This window comes from Sphaerisporangium rhizosphaerae, assembly GCF_042665155.1.
Taxonomy (GTDB): Bacteria; Actinomycetota; Actinomycetes; order Streptosporangiales; family Streptosporangiaceae; genus Sphaerisporangium; species Sphaerisporangium rhizosphaerae.
On the sequence record NZ_JBHTCG010000031.1, the window covers coordinates 65,441 to 83,056 of the forward strand.

Sequence of the window (17,616 nt, forward strand, 5' to 3'; positions counted from 1 at the left end):
TCGCGGGCGGGCTCCAGGGCGGCGTGTCGATCGCGGGCGGGCTCCAGGGCGGCGTGTCGATCGCCGGCTCAGAGACGGCGTGATGATCGCGCCCGTGCTCTGGGACGGCGCGACGAGTCGGCGGGCGGTAGAGCGGACCAGGCCGGGGGCCGTGGGTGTGTGGGCGGCCTGGATGGCGCGGGGGACGGGGCCGGGGCAGGATGGGGCCATGGTTGAGGAAGGTGCGCTGCTCTGGGAGCCGTCCCCCGAGGTGGTCCGCGATGCGAAGATCACCCGGTTCGCCGCATGGCTGGGACGTTCCGAGCATTCTTACGACGCTCTGTGGCGATGGTCGGTCGACTTCCCGGAGGAGTTCTGGCCTGCGGTCTGGGACTATTTCGCGGTCGTGGGGGAGCGTGGTGACGGGCCCGTCGTAAGTGGAACGATGCCGGGCGCCGAATGGTTCGCGGGAGCAACCGTGAACTACGCGGCGAACGCGCTGCGCGGCGACCCCGGGCGGGTGGCGGTCATCGCCCGCGACGAGGCCGGCGGCCGGCGCACCCTGACCTACGGTGAGCTGGCCGAGGAGGTCGCCCGGGTCAGGGCCGGGCTGGTGCGCCACGGCGTCACCCGCGGCGACCGGGTGGCGGCCTACCTGCCCAACACCCCCGAGGCGCTGATCGCCTTCCTCGCCACCGCCAGCCTCGGCGCCATCTGGTCGTCCTGCTCGCCCGACTTCGGCGCCTCCAGCGTCGTCGACCGCTTCACTCAGATCACCCCGAAGGTGCTGATCGCGGTGGACGGCTACCGGTACAACGGCCGCGCGTTCGACCGTTCGGACGTCGTCGCCGACATCACCGCCCGGCTGCCCGGCCTGGCCGCCACCGTGGTCGTCGGCGCGGAGTCGTGGGAGGAACTGCGGTCGGAGGCGGGCCCGCTGGAGTTCGAGCCGGTGCCCTTCGCCCACCCGCTGTGGGTCGTCTACTCCTCCGGCACCACCGGCCTGCCCAAGCCGATCGTCCACGGGCACGGCGGCATCGTGCTGGAGCACCTGAAGGCGCTGAGCTTCCATCAGGACCTCGGCGAGCAGGACGTGTTCTTCTGGTACACCACCACCGGCTGGATGATGTGGAACTTCCTGGTCGGCGGCCTGCTGGTCGGCGCGACCGTCGTGCTGTACGACGGCAGCGCCACCCACCCCGGCGCCGACGCGCTCTGGCGGCTCTCGGCGGAGGAGGGGGTGACCTACTTCGGCACGGGCGCGCCGTACATCATCGCCTCCATGCGGGCGGAGCTGCGCCCTGACGGCCTGGAGCGGCTGCGCGGGGTCGGCTCGACCGGCTCGCCGCTGCCGCCCGAGGGCTTCGCGTGGCTGTCGGACGTGCTGCCGCGGGTGCAGCTCGGGTCCTTCTCCGGTGGCACGGACGTGTGCACCGGCTTCGTGGGCGCGGTGCCGCTGCTGCCCGTCCGGGCCGGGGTGATCTCCTGCCGGTGCCTGGGGGCCCTGGTGGAGTCCTACGATCCCGACGGCAAGCCGCTGATCGGGGAGGTCGGCGAGCTGGTGGTCACCAGGCCCATGCCCTCCATGCCGGTCATGTTCTGGAACGACCCGGACGGCGCCCGGTACGAGGAGAGCTACTTCGCCGACTACCCGGGGGTCTGGCGGCACGGCGACTGGATCAAGATCCTGCCGGACGGCGGGTGCGTGATCTACGGCCGGTCCGACTCGACGCTGAACCGCGGCGGGGTGCGCATGGGCACCAGCGAGTTCTACCGCGTCGTCGAGCGGTTCCCCGCCATCGAGGACAGCCTGGTCATCGACACCGGTCAGCTCGGCCAGGAGGGCCGGCTGCTGCTGTACGTGACGATGGCCGAGGGCGAGGAGCTGTCGCCGGCGCTGGTCTCGGAGCTGAAGGACGCGCTGAGGACCGAGCTGTCGCCGCGCCACGTGCCGAACGAGGTCATCGAGGTGCCCGGCATTCCGCGCACGCTGAGCGGCAAGAAGCTGGAGGTCCCGGTGCGCAAGATCCTGCTGGGCACGCCGGTGGACAAGGCCGCCAACACCGGCGCCATGGCCAACCCGGAGGTCCTGAAGCACTTCGTCCCATAGGGGCGGCCGCGGAGGTGGAGGCGGGCCCGCGGCGTTGACCGGCTCGGGCCCGCGGCCGGCGCCGGCATTGCCGCCCCACGCCCCGCCGACCTGGCGCCGATCGCCCTCCGGTTCATGGTCAGGGTGTGCAGCCGCGCCCGGCGAACGTACATGGCCGCCGCGCCGGGGATCGGGAAGTGGAACGAGGCCGCCGGGGGGACGGCGGCCGGAGAGGTGAGATCGCGGGGCCGCCCGGCGGACGGCGGCCCCGAAGGAGCGAAGCGGCTTACTGCGCCGTCTCGCCGTTCTGGTCATCCGCCTTCGAGCCGCAGGTGTACCCCTTGGGCATCTCGGGGGCCATCACGATGTCGCCCAGGTTGGTGCCCTCGGCGGCCCGCCGGAGCGTGATCTGCTTCTCGCAGTCGTAGAAGGCGTAGACGCCGTCCGACTCGCCGAGGAGCAGCATCGAGCGACCGTCGTAGAGCGGCTTGTCGTCCCCGTCCTTGAGCACGGCCCACTGGTCCTGGAAGCCCACAAGGTCCAGCAGAGTCGTGCCCGCGAGGCCCGGCAGCGGATGGGTCTTGCCGTACTGGTACACGTCCGCGGCTCCGAGGACCATCTGCCAGATGAGCAGCCAGCCCAGGCCGATGCCGGTGAGGCCGCCGACGATCAGTCGCATCCCGGAGCGGCCTACCGGCTTGCGACGCATCAGACGGAACGGCACCAGGAACGTCAGCACGCCGAGGCCCACCGCGATGGGGACCATGGTCGCGGCCGTGACCTCGCCCAGGACGCTGAAGACGCCCCAGTAGGTGGCGCCGCTCCACAGCGCCGCGAGAGTCGCGGCCAGCCAGGGGTGCTGACGGAAGAACCGCACCAGCCGCGACAGGCCACCGAAGGTCACCTTGTCGAGCAGCCAGTACAACGCGACCAGGAGCCCCAGCACGGGCAGGGCGATGAGCAGTATCAGGATCAGGGTGCCGGAGAGCCGGCCGAACAGGACGGCCTGGTCGATGCCCGCCTGCTGCGGCGTGATGCCGAAGAAGTTGTACATCGCCTCGACACCGAGGTAGAGCACCGCGTAGAGCCCGACGCCGATCGGCAGGACCACCGAGGCGATCCGTTCGAGCAGCGCCAGGGCGCTTGGCTTCTCGTCGTCCGCCTCGGCGGCCGGGACGGCGACGCTGGTATTTGTCCCGTTAGAGGTATGTTCTACCGGGATCTGCTGATTGATCACGGCGTATGAGCGTAGCGGCGCTACTGGGCGGTAATAGACTTTTAAACATTTCGGTCAACGCGCTAACACGTCCGGTTCAGATGGCGAACACCTGGGCGTCGTCGGCGAAGGCCTTGAACTCCAGGGCGTTGCCGGCGGGATCGAGCAGGAACATCGTCCACTGCTCTCCCGGCTGCCCCGCGAAGCGCAGGTACGGCTCGATCACGAAGCGGGTGCCCGCCTCGCGCATGCGCTCGGCCAGCCGGTGGAACCCCGGGATGTCCAGGATCAGCCCGAAGTGCGGCACGGGCACGTCGTGACCGTCCACCGGGTTGTGCGCCGCCGCCGGCGGACGCGCGGCCAGGTGCGTGACGAACTGGTGCCCGTGCAGGTTCCAGTCGATCCAGCGGTCGGAGCTGCGGCCCTGCTCGCACCCGAGCACCTCGCCGTAGAAGGCCCGGGCGGCCGCGAGGTCGTCGACGGGGACGGCCAGGTGGAAGCGGGGGATGGAAGGAACGGGCGAAGCCATGCGGGTCTCTCCTGAAGTCCGGCGTGCTCCGCCGGACGGCCCCGGCGGATCGGGCAGGACCATCTTCCGTCAGATCCCGCACCCGGCACGCGCGGGGGAGCTAGGGGGCCGTGATCAGCTCCGCGCGGTGCGCCGTGAAGTGGTCGGCGATCGAGGTGGCGGGCCGGCCCGTGAGTCGTTCGACGGCGTGGGTGGTGACGTCGTACCAGCCGTCGCGCTTGGTGACGCCCGACGCGCTCCAGGCGTGGGCGAAGTGCTCGGGGACGCCCTGCTCGACGAGCCGCCGGGGCTGTTCGTCGTCGCCGACCTCCTGATGGCGCACGGGGCGGCCGGTGGCCTGCGTCAGTGCGGCGGCGATGTCGGCGTCGGTCACCGCCTCGGGCCCGGTGACCTCGAGGAATTCTCCCTGGCAGCCGCCCTCGGCGAGGACGGCGGCGGCCACCGCCGCGCTGTCGTCACGGGTCAGGTGGCCGGTCCGCCCGCTTCCGGCGTTGCTGGGAAGCACCCCGGTGGCCACGGCCCTGGAGGCGATTCCGACCAGGGTCAGCATCTCGGTCCAGATGTTGAAGCGCAGCACGGTGAACGGCACCCCGGACCCGGCCAGCATCCGCTCGGTGGCCGCGTAGTCGGGAATCAGGGGGTTCGGGTGGCCGGGGTCACCCGCACGGGTGAGGGAGGTGAAGATGACGTGGCCGACTCCCGCCTTCGCGGCGGCGTCGATGGCGCGGGCGTGCTTCGGCAGCCGGTCGGCGGTGGCGATGCTGATGATCAACAGCCGTTCCGCGCCGTCCAGCGCTCGGGTCAGCGCGTCCGGCTCGTCGAAGTCGGCGTGACGGGTCTGGACGCCGAGATCGGCGACCGTGTCCGGGGTCCGCGACAGGGCCAGGACGCGAGAGGCGTCAGTGCGCGTAAGGAGATGCTGGACAGTCCTGCGGCCCAGGTTCCCCGACGCCCCGCTTACCACGATCATGCTGGTTCCTTTCCGTTTGCGTAGCCTGATGCTCGTGGATCACACGTCGCCCTCGAAAGAAGGCACATTGATGTCACCCCCACCCGGTCCAGCAGCACCGGAGTCGTCGGCCGCGGAGGTGCCTGTCGCGGAGGCGCCGGCCGCGGAGGCGCAGGTCACGGATGCGTCGGTTACGGAGGTGTCGTCGGAGGGACTGATGGACGGCCTCACAGCGCCGGTCACGGTCGACGACCATCACGGCTGTCCGGCGACGGCGGTACTGCGCCGCGTCGGCGACAAGTGGAGCCCGGTGCTGCTGTCGCTCCTGGCGCGGGGCGGCTACGGGTTCAACGAACTCGACCGGTCGGTCGAAGGGCTCAGCCGCCGCATGCTGATACGCACCCTGCGGTCGCTGGAACGCGACGGCCTGGTGAGCCGGACCGTGCACGCGGGCGTGCCGCCGCGCAGCGAGTACGCCCTGACCGACCTCGGCCGTTCGCTGCGGGAGCAACTGAACGCCCTCGGGCGCTGGGCGGTCACCCACGAGGCCGAACTGACCGCCGCGCGCCGGCGATACGCCGAGCACACCTAGTGCACCCTCCACACAGGTTCACCGGCTCGGACGCCGTAAGCGGCGCCGGCATCACCGTCCCACGACCCGCCGCCCCGGCGCCGATCACATCCAGCACAGACCGGGGATAGAGAGCGGCGCCGGGTTCAGCACGTGCCTGGTGTGGGAGATCGTGCGGGGCAGCGCGTCCCGGGTGGGAGGCCGTGTCGGGCCGGCGCGTGCTGGTGTGGAGTTGTGTCGGGTTAGGCGTGCCGGGGTGTGGAGGGGCCGCGTCGGGTAAAGGGTGTGGTCATCCATCACTCCAAAGCCGTGCCATGACCTCGTGGCGTGTCGCCTAAGGCCGCGCAGGTCGGACGGCCCGGGGGTACTCGGAGGTCAGACGGCCTGGGGTATACGGAGGTCGGACGGCTGGGGGAAGTCGGTTAGATGGCTTGGGGGAAGCGGAACAGGCGGGCGGGGTCGTAGGTGGCCTTGGTCTTGGCGAGGCGGGCGGCGTTGGGGCCGTAGTAGGCCTGACGCCAGCCGCTCAGCGCCGGGTCGATGTAGTTGACGTAGGCGTGGTCGCCGAAGTGGGGGGCCATCGCGTCATGCGCGCCGCGCAGCCAGGTCGCCGCGCCCGCCATGTGCGCGTAGTACTGGACGCTGAACAGCGCCGCCCGGTGCGGGAAGGCCGTGGCGCCGGGGCCGACGCGCCCGACGGCTCCGCCGAGGGCGTCCAGGAGCACGGCGTGCCGGCCGGGGCGGGAGATCCGGTCGACCAGGGTGGCGATGCCGGAGGCCGACAGCGGGCGGTAGGCCATGTGGGACTTGGCGCTGAAGGCGTCGCGCGGGAAGCGGCCGTCGGCCGTCCGCCCGGGCAGGTCGCCCTGCCGATGGCACTGGGACACGGTGCGCGAGGAGCAGCCGGCCTCGATCATCATGGCGTGCTGGTAGGACGTGCGGGTGATGAAGCGGCTGGACGGCTGGGACCCGACCTTGGCGATCAGCGGGTCGAGCAGCCGCTCGCACTGGTCGCGCGGACCCACGTAGACCCCGCCGATCTGCACGTCCAGGCCGGGGTCCTGGGACAGGTGGAGGTTGCTCCACAGCGCGTCGGGGACCGACGGCGCCCACGCCTGCCAGGCCGCGACCGCCTTGCGCGCCCGCGACCAGGGCCAGTGCAGGAAGAACAGCGTGAGGTCCTGCGTACGGTGGGTGCGGAAGGTGAACGACACCGCGACGCCGAAGTTGCCCCCACCGCCGCCGCGTGACGCCCAGTAGAGCTCGGGGTCGTGGCGGGAGTCGCAGGTGCGCACCCGCCCGTCGGCCGTGACGATCTGCAGCGACTCCAGAGCGTCGCAGGTGAGGCCGTACTTTCTCGACAGGACGCCGATGCCGCCGCCGAGCGTCAGGCCGGCGATGCCCACAGTGGGGCACGAGCCCCCCGGGATCCCGACGCCGTGCGCCGCCAGCCGGTCGTAGATGTCGACGAGCTGAGCGCCCGCGCCCACGACCGCGCGCCCTCCGGAGGCCCGTACGGAGCTCATGCGCGAGACGTCGATCACCAGGCCGGTGCCGGTGGACCAGCCCGCGTAGCTGTGGCCGCCCGAACGCGAGGTCACCGGCACCCCGAACCGCCGGGCGAAGGCCAGGCACTCGGCCACGTCGGAGGGGTTGGCGCAGTAGGCGACGCCGCCCGGCCGGATGCCGTCGAAGGAGGGGTTGTAGAGGCGGCGCGCCGCGTCGTAGGAGGCGTCGCCGGGACGGATCATCCGGCCCGCCAGGCCCCTGCCCAGGGAGGACCAGTCGGAGGGGGAGGGCCCGCCGCGCGCGCCGGTGCGCGCCAGGGTGCCCCCGGCGGACGCGGCGGACGGCGCCGAGCCCGCCGAGCCCGCCGCGGAAGCCGCGGAAGCCGCGCCCGAGGCGCTCGCGGCGCCCGCCGTGCCCGCCGTGGCCGCCGTGGCCCTCGCAAGGGTGCCGGTCGGGGCGCAGGCGGTGGCCGCGGCCGCCGCGGTGACGGCGGAGGCCCGCAGGAAGGTCCGCCGGTCGAGCGCGGGTTGCATGATCACTCATCTCTGGGAACGGTCATCGACGACGAAAGGTATCGCCCGTCCTAAGAGACGTCCCCAGAAGGTCCATGGTTTATCACGGATCGGTCACGGTGCACGTGGCGGCCGTGGAAGACTCGCACTGCCAGGGGAATTGCGCACGATATCGGACAAGTTGACGTTTCAGGTGTGATGGGCTGATATCGGGTACGGCGGAGGGGACTTGGTCAACGGCGATCGAGCACCCCGTCCCGCCGCGGAGGTGTCGCGCGACCGGGAGCGTGGCATGCCCCTGTCATGACCCCGACCCGGCAAGATCACTGCGTACAAGGCGAACGCTCACAAAGGAGTGAGAAGCGACATGCCGCTCGACGAGGCAAAGGACCGGTTGCTCCGGTCCGCTGCTGAACTGTGTGCCGACACCACGGAGGCCGACCACCTCGACGGTGACGGCGTCCTGGCCTTCCTCCGGCTCTACTACCGGCATGTCGCGCCCGAGGACGTGATCGACCGCGACCCCGCCCAGATCGGCGCCGCCGCCCTGGCCCAGCGGCGCTTCGCCGCCAACCGCCCCCAGGGGCGGGCGCTGGTACGGGCCTACGCGCCCCCGCCGCCGGAGGACGGCCACGGCCACGGGGCGGTCGTCGAGGTCGTCACCGACGACATGCCCTACCTGGTCGACTCGGTCACCATGGAGCTGGAGCGCCACGGCATCGGCGTCCAGCTCGTCGTGCACCCGCAGATCAAGGTGCGCCGCGACATGACCGGGCGCATGCTCGGCGACGACCAGACCGACCTCACCGGGCAGTTCCTCGTCGAGTCGTGGATGCACATCGAGACCGACCGCCTGCCCGCCCCCGAGGCGCTCGCGGAGATCGAGGGCGACCTGCAGCGGGTGCTGCAGGACGTCCGCGCCGCCGTCGAGGACTCGCCCAAGATGCGGGCCCTGGCCGAGGGCATCGCCGCCGAGCTGGAGGCCGTGCCGCCGGGCCTCCCGTCGGGCGACGTCGCCGACAGCGTCGAGCTGCTCCGCTGGCTCGCCGACGGCCACTTCACCTTCCTCGGCTACCGCGAGTACCGTCTGGAGGAGGCGCCGGACGGAGACGGGCTGCGCGCTCTCCCCGGCACCGGCCTCGGCATCCTGCGGGCCGACAAGGCCGGGTCGGCGAGCTTCGCCGCCATGTCCCCCGAGCTGCGGGCGAAGGCGCGCGAGAGACAGCAGTTCGTGGTGACCAAGGCCAACAGCCGGGCCACCGTGCACCGTCCCGCCTACCTGGACTACATCGGCGTCAAGGTCTTCTCCCCCGAGGGCGACGTCGTCGGCGAGCGCCGCTTCCTCGGCCTGTTCTCGCACGTCGCCTACAGCGAGTCGATCTCGCACATCCCGGTGCTGCGCCGCCGCGTTTCCGAGGTGCTGGACAAGGCCGGCCTCAGCCCCGACAGCCACGACGGCAAGGACCTCATCGAGATCCTCGAAAGCTACCCGCGCGCCGAGCTGTTCCAGGTGCCCGCCGACGAGCTGGCGCCGATGGCGCTGGAGGTGCTGCGGCTGCGCGAGCGCAAGCGGGTCAAGCTGTTCCTGCGCCGCGACGACTACAACCGCTACATCTCCTGCCTGATCTACCTGCCCCGCGACCGGTACAACACCGATGTGCGCGTCCGCATGCAGGACATCCTGCTGGAGGCGCTCGACGGCGCGACCCTCGACTACAGCACGATGCTCGGCGAGTCGCCGCTGGCCCGCCTGCACATCGTCGTGCGCGGCGAGCGCGGCAAGGCCCTCGGGCCGCGCGAGTTCGACCTGCCCGCGCTGGAGGCCCGCATCGCCGCCACCACCCGCACCTGGGAGGACGACCTCGCCGACGCGATCGCGGGGCTTCCCGAGGACCGGGTCGCCAAGCTGCCCGGCGGGCCGACGAGCGCGGCGCTGTCCGGCAGGTACGCCGAGGCGTTCCCCGAGGGCTACAAGGCCGACTTCTCCCCCCACGCGGCCGTCGAGGACCTGTGCCGCCTGGAGCGGCTCGCCGCCACCCCCGGCGAGGTCGCCATGGACCTCTACCGGCCGCAGGACCGCGCCCAGTGCGAGTGGCGGTTCAAGCTCTTCCGCATCGGCGCCCCGGTCTCGCTGTCGGACGTGCTGCCGCTGCTGTCGCGCATGGGCGTCGAGGTCGTGGACGAGCGGCCGTACCAGATCGGCAGGCCCGGCGGGCCGGCCGCATGGATCTACGACTTCGGCCTGCGCTGCCCCTCCTCGGCGGAGGCCGGGGACGAGCGGTTCAAGCGGCTGTTCGAGGACGTCGCCGGGGCGCTGTGGCGCGCCGAGATCGAGAGCGACGGCTTCAACGGCCTGGTCATCGCCGCCGGCCTCACCTGGGAGCAGGCGCTGTACCTGCGCGTGTACGCCAAGTACCTGCGCCAGGCCGGCACCGCCTTCAGCCAGCGCTACATCGAGAAGGTGCTGCTCGGCAACATCCGGCTGGCCAAGCTGCTGGTACGGCTGTTCGAGGCCCGGCTCGACCCGCGCCGGGCGGACGACCTGCGCGACGACATGGCCGACGCGCTCCGCGAGGAGATCCTGGCGGCCCTGGACGAGGTGGCCTCGCTGGACGAGGACCGCATCCTGCGGGCCTACCTGGAGATGATCTCCGCGACGCTGCGCACCAACGCCTTCCAGCGGGCGGAGGGCAGGCGCAAGCCGTACATCTCACTCAAGTTCGACTCCTCGGCGATCAGCGTGCTGCCGCTGCCCCGCCCGAAGTACGAGATCTTCGTGTACTCGCCGCGCGTCGAGGGCGTCCACCTGCGCTTCGGCAAGGTCGCCCGCGGCGGCCTGCGCTGGTCCGACCGCATGGAGGACTTCCGCACCGAGGTGCTCGGCCTGGTCAAGGCCCAGATGGTGAAGAACACCGTCATCGTGCCCACCGGCTCCAAGGGCGGCTTCGTCGTCAAGCGGCCGCCGGTCGGCGGCGGGCGGGACGAGGTGATGGCCGAGGGCGTGGCCTGCTACCGGCAGTTCATCTCCGGACTGCTGGACATCACCGACAACCTCGTCGACAACCAGGTGGTCCCCCCGCACGGCGTCGTCCGGCACGACGGCGACGACACCTACCTGGTCGTCGCGGCCGACAAGGGCACCGCCACCTTCTCCGACATCGCCAACAGCGTCGCCAAGGAGTACGGCTTCTGGCTCGGCGACGCCTTCGCCTCCGGCGGCTCGGTCGGGTACGACCACAAGGCCATGGGCATCACCGCGCGCGGCGCCTGGGAGTCGGTCGCCTACCACTTCCGCTCCATGGGCGTCGACGTCCAGAGCACCGACTTCACGGTGGTGGGCGTCGGCGACATGTCCGGCGACGTGTTCGGCAACGGCATGCTGCTGTCCCGGCACATCAAACTGGTCGCGGCCTTCGACCACCGGCACATCTTCGTCGACCCCTCGCCCGACTCGGCCGGGGGCTTCGAGGAGCGGTCCCGCCTGTTCGCGCTGCCGCGCAGCTCCTGGGCCGACTACGACTCCGGCGCCATCTCGGCCGGCGGCGGCGTGTGGCCGCGCACGGCCAAGTCGGTGCCGGTGTCGCCGCAGATGCGCGCCGCCCTCGGCATCCGCGAGGGCGTGTCGGCGATGACGCCGAGCGACCTGATCAGCGCCATCCTGCGGGCCCCGGTCGACCTGCTGTGGAACGGCGGCATCGGCACCTACGTCAAGTCCTCCGCCGAGAGCCACGCCGACGCCGGCGACAAGGCCAACGACGCCCTGCGCGTCAACGCCGCCGACCTGCGCTGCAAGGTGATCGGCGAGGGCGGCAACCTCGGGCTCACCCAGCTCGCCCGCATCGAGTTCGCGCTCAACGGCGGGTACGTCAACACCGACTTCATCGACAACTCGGCCGGTGTGGACACCTCCGACCACGAGGTGAACATCAAGATCCTCCTGGACCGGCTGGTGCGGGACGGCGAGCTGAGCGAGAACGACCGCGACCAGCTCTTCCTGGACATGACCGACGAGGTCTCCGGGCTGGTCCTGCGCGACAACAAGGCGCAGAACATCGTCCTGGCCGCCGCGCGCGCGCAGGCGCAGGAGATGCTGCACATCCACGCCCGCTACCTGCGCAGGCTGGAACGCGACGGCCTGATCAACCGTGAGCTGGAGGCGCTGCCGTCCGACAAGACGCTCGCCGAGCGGCGCCAGGCCCACCTCGGGCTCACCGCGCCGGAGTTCTCGGTGCTGCTCGCCTACACCAAGCTCGTGGCCGACCACGAGCTGCTCGCCTCCGACCTGCCCGACGACCCGTACCTGACGTCGTGGCTGGTGTCGTACTTCCCCTCGGCGCTGCGCGAGCGGTTCCGCGCCGCCATGGACACCCACCCGCTGCGCCGCGAGATCATCACCACCTGCGTGGTCAACGACCTGGTGAACGCCAGCGGCACGACGTTCATGTTCCGCTTCGGTGAGGAGACCGGCGCCTCCACCCCCGACATCGCCCGGGCCTACCTGGTGTCGCGCGAGGTGTTCGAGCTGCCGGGCTTCTGGCGGGCCGTTGAGGCGCTGGACAACAAGGTCGACACCGCCACCCAGCTCGCCATGCTGCTGGAGGGCCGCAAGCTCGCCGAGCGCGGCGCGCGGTGGCTGCTCGGCAACCGCAGGCCGCCGCTCGACCTGGCGGGAGCGGTGAGGTTCTTCGTGGAGGGCGCCGAGGGGCTGCTGCCCCACCTGCCCAAGCTGCTCACCGGCCCCGACCTCGCGGCCTTCGAGGAGCGCCGCGACGGGTACCTGTCGCGGGGCGTCCCGGCCGACCTGGCCGAGCGCGCGGCGGTGATGGTGCCGGCGTACTCGACGTTCGACCTGGTGGAGATCTCCTCGCGCACCGGACGCCCGGTGAACGACGTCGCGGAGGTCTACTTCGACCTGGCCGACCGGCTCCAGCTCGCCCGGCTGCGCGAGCGGGTCATCGCCCTGCCCCGCGACAACCGGTGGAACTCCATGGCCAGGGCCGCGCTGCGCGACGACCTGTACGCCGCGCACGCGACGCTGACCAGGGACGTGCTGGTGCACAGCGAGCCGGGGCCGTCCCCGGAGGAGCGCCTGGCACGCTGGTCGGAGGTCAACTCGGCCGCCGTCGCGCGGGCGCGCCAGACGCTGTCGGAGATCTGGGAGAGCGACCACTTCGACCTGGCCACCCTCTCGGTGGCGCTGAGAGCCGTGCGCACCCTGGTGGCCACCAGCAACCTGCCGCACGCCGAGCGCTGAGCCCGCCGCCCGGCGGCGCGACCGCCGCCGGGCGCCCTTCAACCTTGCGGACCCCTGCCGGGCGCCCTTCGGCCCTCCGAACCCCTGTCGAGCCGTCCGTCGAGCCGTCCGGGCCTGCGGCGTCAGCGGCTGGTGACGCTCGTGGCGGCCCCGTCGAAGCCGATGATCCGCGCCCGCTCGGGGGAGCCCCTGCGGGCCACCTGGCTGACGTACTGCTGGGTCTCCACCATGCGCACCATGGACGGCACGACGACGCTGCCCACCGACCAGCGGACGTCCTTGGGCACCGGAACCAGGCCCGCGGCGGAGGCCGTCTTGGCCTGCCGGAGCGTGGTGCGGGTCAGCGAGTACAGGATGGCCGCCCCGCCGTCGGTCGTGCGCAGCGCGTAGATCGGATAGGCGGTCGCGGCGAACAGCGAGTCGTACAGGAACCCGCGCAGCTTGTACTCGGGCTGGGTCTTCTCGACCTCGTCGAAGTAGCCGGTGGTCTGCGGCCCGGGCCCGATCAGGCTCGCCGCGTACCCCTTGGGCCCCTCCTCGGCGATGGTCGCGTGCAGCGGCGCCATCAGGTGCGGGCTGATCGCGATCGAGTCGTCGCGGGTGGCCAGCGGGGTCGCGTAGCCGTCCTCGTCCAGCGCGACGGCGGGAGGCTCGGCGCCCGGGTAGAGCAGCGAGGCGAAGCTGAGCCGCCAGTCGGCGGCCTCGTACTGCTTCATGAAGGCCAGCACAGCCGTGCGGCCCTGCCCCTTGGCGTCTCTGCGCTCGACGATCGCCGCGAACCAGTAGGGATAACGGCCCGGCCGCAGGCGCGGCACCAGCAGCGCCGGCCCGCCCCAGGTGTAGCGGGCGGAGCGCAGCCCGGTGGACTCGAACGCCGCCACCGTGATCGGCGCCTGGGCGTCCCGGCTCTGGTCGACGGCGTAGAACTCGGCGCCGGCGGCGCGGGCGGCGTCGTCGGCGGCGAGGATCTCGCGCGTCACCCTGCCGGCCTCCTGCAGCGTGACCGCCGGAGCCTCCGCGGCGGTGGACGTGGGGGAGGCCGACCCGGCCGGGGCGCTCGGAGAGGCGGAAGCGGGCACCGCGCCGCGGCTGGTCGGGGCGGGAGGCGTGGAGCAGGCGACCAACGTGACCATCGCCGCGGCCAGCAGGGACGGCGCGAGGGCGGCACGCATGGTCCTGGTCACGCTCGCCTCCCGATGAGTCCCCGCAGAACGCCCATGCTAGCCACGCGCGAGGTGGCTCCGGCTTCGCGTACCCTTGGCAGATGTGGCAGCCATCGATCCCGCAGAAGAGATCAGCGAGCTTACCGGCACACTGAAGGGCATTCAGGATGTGCTGGATCTCGACGTCATGCGCAAGCAGATCGCCGAGTTGGAGGAGCAGGCTGCCGCGCCCGACCTGTGGAACGACCCTGAGCAGGCGCAGAAGGTCACCAGCAAGCTCTCCCACATGCAGGGCGAGCTCAACCGCGTCGAGACCCTGATCCGGCGGCTGGACGACATCTCCGTCCTGTACGAGCTGGCCGAGGCCGAGGACGACGCCGACACCCGCGAGGAGGCCGACCGCGAGCTGGGCTCCCTGCGCACCGACGTCAACGCCCTCGAGGTGCGCACGCTCCTGGCGGGTCCCTACGACGCCCGCGAGGCGCTCGTCACGATCAACTCCCAGGCCGGCGGCGTGGACGCGGCCGACTGGGCCCAGATGCTCCTGCGCATGTACATCCGGTGGGCCGAGCGCAAGGGCTACTCCACCGAGATCTACGACACCTCCTACGCCGAAGAGGCCGGCATCAAGTCGGCGACCTTCGTCGTCAAGGCCCCCTACGCCTACGGCACGCTGAGGGGCGAGCACGGCACCCACCGGCTGGTCCGCATCAGCCCCTTCGACAACCAGGGGCGCCGCCAGACCTCCTTCGCGGGCGTTGACATCGTGCCGGTCGTCGAGCAGACCGACCACATCGACATCAACGAGGACGACCTGCGCATCGACGTCTACCGGTCCTCCGGCCCGGGCGGCCAGGGCGTCAACACCACCGACTCGGCGGTGCGCATCACCCACCTGCCCACCGGCATCGTGGTCTCCTGCCAGAACGAGCGCTCACAGCTGCAGAACCGCGCCTCGGCGATGACGGTGCTGCAGGCCAAGCTGCTCGAGCGCAAGCGGCAGGAGGAGGCCGCGAAGATGTCGGAGCTGCGCGGCGAGTCCACCACCTCGTGGGGCACGCAGATCCGCAACTACGTGCTGCACCCGTACCAGATCGTGAAGGACCTGCGCACGTCGGTCGAGGCGGGCAACCCCACCGCGGTGCTCGACGGTGACCTCGACGAGTTCATCGAGGGCGAGATCCGCTGGATGCGCCGCCAGGAGTCGGGCGCCGCGAGCGGCTGACCGCCGCGCCGGCCCCTGGGCCGCCCCAGACCTTCCCGCACCACCCCTGCGGCGTCGCTCAGGCGCCGTAGAGGTGGTTCAGCGCGAGCGTGCACGCCAGCACGATGAGCAGCACGATCGCGATGAGCATGGGCGAAAGACCGCCCAGCCCATGGTGGTGAACCCTTGCCCTGCTGGCCCGGCAGGCCGGGCACCGCCCCTCGACCACCGGGCCGGCGCAGTTGGCGCAGATGAGATGTTCGCAGCTCACGGGATATCTCCCTCTCCACGGTGATCGCTTTACCACCCTGTTAGCGAGTGTGGAATCGTTTTGTTTCCGTTATGGACGTTCCATGCCAGTGTTACCCCTAGACTGAGCCTCGGCCAACCGGAACGTCGATCGTCGGTAAAGAGCGGCGCCCCCCGGCCGGCGAGCAATGCGATGTGGCCGACGCGGCCACCTCCGCGACCGTCCTAACCCCTAGACTGGCATGCCGTGATGCGCCTGTGATCCATTTCGATAATGTCACCAAGGTCTACGTTAACCAGAACCGCCCCGCCCTCGACCACGTCAGCGTGGACGTCGACAAGGGGGAGTTCGTGTTCCTGGTCGGTCCTTCGGGGTCGGGGAAGTCGACCTTTCTCCGGCTGGTCCTGAAGGAAGAGCGCCCGAACTCGGGCGCCATCCACGTCGCCGGAAAGGATCTGGCGCGCCTGTCGAACTTCAAGGTGCCGCACCTGCGCCGCCGCATCGGCTGCGTGTTCCAGGACTTCCGGCTGCTGCCCAACAAGAACGTCTACGAGAACGTGGCGTTCGCGCTGGAGGTCATCGGCAAGCCCCGGCGGTTCATCCGCAAGGTCGTGCCCGAGGTCGTCGAGCTCGTCGGCCTGGAGGGCAAGGCCCACCGCATGCCCGACGAGCTGTCCGGCGGCGAGCAGCAGCGGGTCGCGATGGCCCGCGCGTTCGTCAACCGGCCGATGATCCTGCTCGCGGACGAGCCCACGGGCAACATCGACCCCGCGACCAGCATCGGGATCATGAAGGTGCTCGACCGGATCAACCGGACCGGCACCACCGTCGTCATGGCCACCCATGACGCCGCCATCGTCGACTCCATGCGCAAACGCGTGGTCGAGCTGGAGGACGGCAAGATCGTCCGAGATCAGTCGCGCGGCGTCTACGGCCAGGCGTACTGATCACCAAGCGAGATAGCGACAGGGGACACCCAAAGCATGCGGGCAAACTTCATCTTCTCTGAGGTCTGGATCGGCCTTCGCCGCAACCTCACGATGACCATCGCGGTCATCGTGACCGTGGCCATCGGCATGGCCCTGCTCGGCATTGGGCTCATGATCAACGCGCAGGTCGGCAGCATGAGCAGCTACTGGTCCGACAAGGTCCAGCTCTCGGCCTTCCTGTGCATGAAGAACAGCCCGTTCGACGCCTGCAAGGGCCGCGGCACGGTCAGCGCGCAGGAGAAGGTCGCGCTGCAGAAGCAGATCGAGAGCCTGCCGCAGGTCGACCGGGTCACCTTCGAGACCCAGGAGAAGGCCTACGAGAACTTCAAGGCCTCCTACAGCAGCAACAGCGTCTTCCTGAACGCGGTCAAGGTCGAGGACATGCCCGAGTCGTTCCGGGTCAAGCTGAAGAACCCCGACGACTACAAGTCCGTCTTCGACGCGCTCAGCGGCGCGCCCGGCGTGGCGAACGTGGTCAACGACCAGCAACTCCTCGACCGGTTCTTCGGCCTGATGAACCGGCTGCGCAGCGCGGCGCTCGTCGTGGCGCTGATCCAGGTGTTCGCCGCCATCCTGCTGATCGGCAACACCGTGCGGCTGTCGGCGTACAACCGCAGGCGCGAGACCGGCATCATGCGCCTGGTCGGGGCCTCCAACCTGTACATCCAGCTGCCCTTCGTCATGGAGGGAACCATCGCCGGCCTGGTCGGCGGGGTGATCTCGGCGGTGCTGCTGATGTTCGCCAAGATCGTGATCTTCGACAGCATGCAGAAGTTCTTCGCGCTGGCGACACAGCTCACCTGGAGCGACGTCGCACAGGTGATCACGCTCACGACCGTGGTCGGCGTGCTCATCTGTATCCTCGCCTCGTTCGTGACGCTCCGCCGGTACCTGCGGGTGTGACGCTCCCCGGTAGGCTCGCTGTATGCCACGTGAGACCGGGCGCAAGCTGATCGCCCAGAACAAGCGTGCCCGGCACGATTACCAGATCGAGGACACCTACGAGGCCGGGCTCGTCCTGATGGGCACGGAGGTGAAATCCCTCCGTGCCGGCCGGGCGAGCCTCTCGGACGGGTACGCCCAGGTCAAGGACGACGAGGTGTGGCTGATGAACATCCACATCCCCGAGTACCACATGGGCACCTGGACCAACCACGCCGCGCGGCGCCCCCGCAAGCTCCTGCTCCACCGCAAGGAGATCGGGAAGATCATCAGCAAGACCAAGGAGACGGGCCTGACGCTGGTCCCGCTCTCGCTGTACTTCAGTGACGGCAGGGCCAAGGTCGAGATCGGCGTCGCCCGCGGTAAGAAGACCTGGGACAAGCGGCACGACCTCGCCGAGAAGCAGGCGAACAGGGAGATGGCCCGCGCCCTCCGTCACCGCAACCGATGAGGTCCGAGC

At 70.7% G+C, this 17,616-nt stretch carries 13 protein-coding genes; 7 read left to right on the forward strand and 6 right to left on the reverse strand.

Annotation, left to right across the window (positions count from 1 at the left end; genetic code table 11):
• Nucleotides 1-208: 208 nt before the first annotated feature.
• Nucleotides 209-2,089, forward strand: a complete 1,881-nt coding sequence (locus ACFQSB_RS32025) for an acetoacetate--CoA ligase (protein WP_380830586.1) — start codon at nt 209-211, stop codon at nt 2,087-2,089.
• A gap of 265 nt (nt 2,090-2,354) precedes the next feature.
• Here ACFQSB_RS32025 and ACFQSB_RS32030 read toward each other — a convergent pair whose 3' ends face one another.
• The 3 genes from ACFQSB_RS32030 to ACFQSB_RS32040 all read right to left on the reverse strand — a co-directional run bounded on the left by ACFQSB_RS32030 (nt 2,355) and on the right by ACFQSB_RS32040 (nt 4,783).
• Entirely contained in the window at nt 2,355-3,305 is a 951-nt protein-coding gene (locus tag ACFQSB_RS32030) for a hypothetical protein (RefSeq protein WP_380830587.1), read from the reverse strand.
• Between the two features lie 76 nt (nt 3,306-3,381).
• On the reverse strand, nt 3,382-3,813 hold the full coding sequence (locus tag ACFQSB_RS32035; RefSeq protein ID WP_380830589.1) for a VOC family protein: 432 nt from the start codon (nt 3,811-3,813) through the stop codon (nt 3,382-3,384).
• Nucleotides 3,814-3,913: 100 nt separating this feature from the next.
• Nucleotides 3,914-4,783 carry an NAD(P)H-binding protein gene (locus ACFQSB_RS32040; protein ID WP_380830590.1) on the reverse strand — a complete coding sequence of 290 codons (870 nt, stop codon included), beginning with the start codon at nt 4,781-4,783 and terminating at the stop codon, nt 3,914-3,916.
• A 196-nt stretch (nt 4,784-4,979) separates the two neighbouring features.
• On the opposite strand from ACFQSB_RS32040, the gene ACFQSB_RS32045 reads away from it, so the two are divergent.
• Nucleotides 4,980-5,354, forward strand: coding sequence for a winged helix-turn-helix transcriptional regulator (locus tag ACFQSB_RS32045; RefSeq protein ID WP_380830591.1), 375 nt, complete (start codon nt 4,980-4,982; stop codon nt 5,352-5,354).
• Between the two features lie 401 nt (nt 5,355-5,755).
• Here the strand turns inward: ACFQSB_RS32045 and ACFQSB_RS32050 are convergent, their stop codons facing one another.
• Nucleotides 5,756-7,375, reverse strand: a complete 1,620-nt coding sequence (locus ACFQSB_RS32050; RefSeq protein WP_380830592.1) for an FAD-binding oxidoreductase — start codon at nt 7,373-7,375, stop codon at nt 5,756-5,758.
• Nucleotides 7,376-7,721: 346 nt separating this feature from the next.
• Between ACFQSB_RS32050 and ACFQSB_RS32055 the strand changes: the two genes are divergently transcribed.
• Complete coding sequence (locus ACFQSB_RS32055) at nt 7,722-12,608, forward strand: NAD-glutamate dehydrogenase (protein ID WP_380830593.1); 4,887 nt, start codon at nt 7,722-7,724, stop codon at nt 12,606-12,608.
• Nucleotides 12,609-12,730: 122 nt separating this feature from the next.
• Here the strand turns inward: ACFQSB_RS32055 and ACFQSB_RS32060 are convergent, their stop codons facing one another.
• Entirely contained in the window at nt 12,731-13,792 is a 1,062-nt protein-coding gene (locus ACFQSB_RS32060; protein ID WP_380830594.1) for a hypothetical protein, read from the reverse strand.
• An 82-nt stretch (nt 13,793-13,874) separates the two neighbouring features.
• On the opposite strand from ACFQSB_RS32060, the gene prfB reads away from it, so the two are divergent.
• A complete protein-coding gene (gene prfB / locus ACFQSB_RS32065) occupies nt 13,875-14,996 on the forward strand; it encodes a peptide chain release factor 2 (protein ID WP_354836863.1) in 1,122 nt (373 codons plus the stop codon).
• A 58-nt stretch (nt 14,997-15,054) separates the two neighbouring features.
• On the opposite strand, the gene ACFQSB_RS32070 is transcribed toward prfB, so the two are convergent.
• Nucleotides 15,055-15,246 (reverse strand): hypothetical protein, encoded by a 192-nt coding sequence (locus ACFQSB_RS32070; protein ID WP_354836861.1) that lies wholly within the window; start codon nt 15,244-15,246, stop codon nt 15,055-15,057.
• Nucleotides 15,247-15,482: 236 nt separating this feature from the next.
• On the opposite strand from ACFQSB_RS32070, the gene ftsE reads away from it, so the two are divergent.
• The 3 genes from ftsE to smpB are packed head-to-tail and all read left to right on the forward strand — an operon-like array spanning nt 15,483 to nt 17,607.
• Nucleotides 15,483-16,172 (forward strand): cell division ATP-binding protein FtsE, encoded by a 690-nt coding sequence (gene ftsE / locus ACFQSB_RS32075; protein WP_114029179.1) that lies wholly within the window; start codon nt 15,483-15,485, stop codon nt 16,170-16,172.
• Nucleotides 16,173-16,208: 36 nt separating this feature from the next.
• The gene (ftsX, locus tag ACFQSB_RS32080) at nt 16,209-17,117 is read left to right on the forward strand and encodes a permease-like cell division protein FtsX (protein ID WP_354836858.1); all 909 of its coding nucleotides are present in this window, start codon (nt 16,209-16,211) and stop codon (nt 17,115-17,117) included.
• Nucleotides 17,118-17,139: 22 nt separating this feature from the next.
• Complete coding sequence (gene smpB, locus ACFQSB_RS32085; RefSeq protein WP_354836856.1) at nt 17,140-17,607, forward strand: SsrA-binding protein SmpB; 468 nt, start codon at nt 17,140-17,142, stop codon at nt 17,605-17,607.
• The last annotated feature ends 9 nt before the right edge of the window (nt 17,608-17,616 follow it).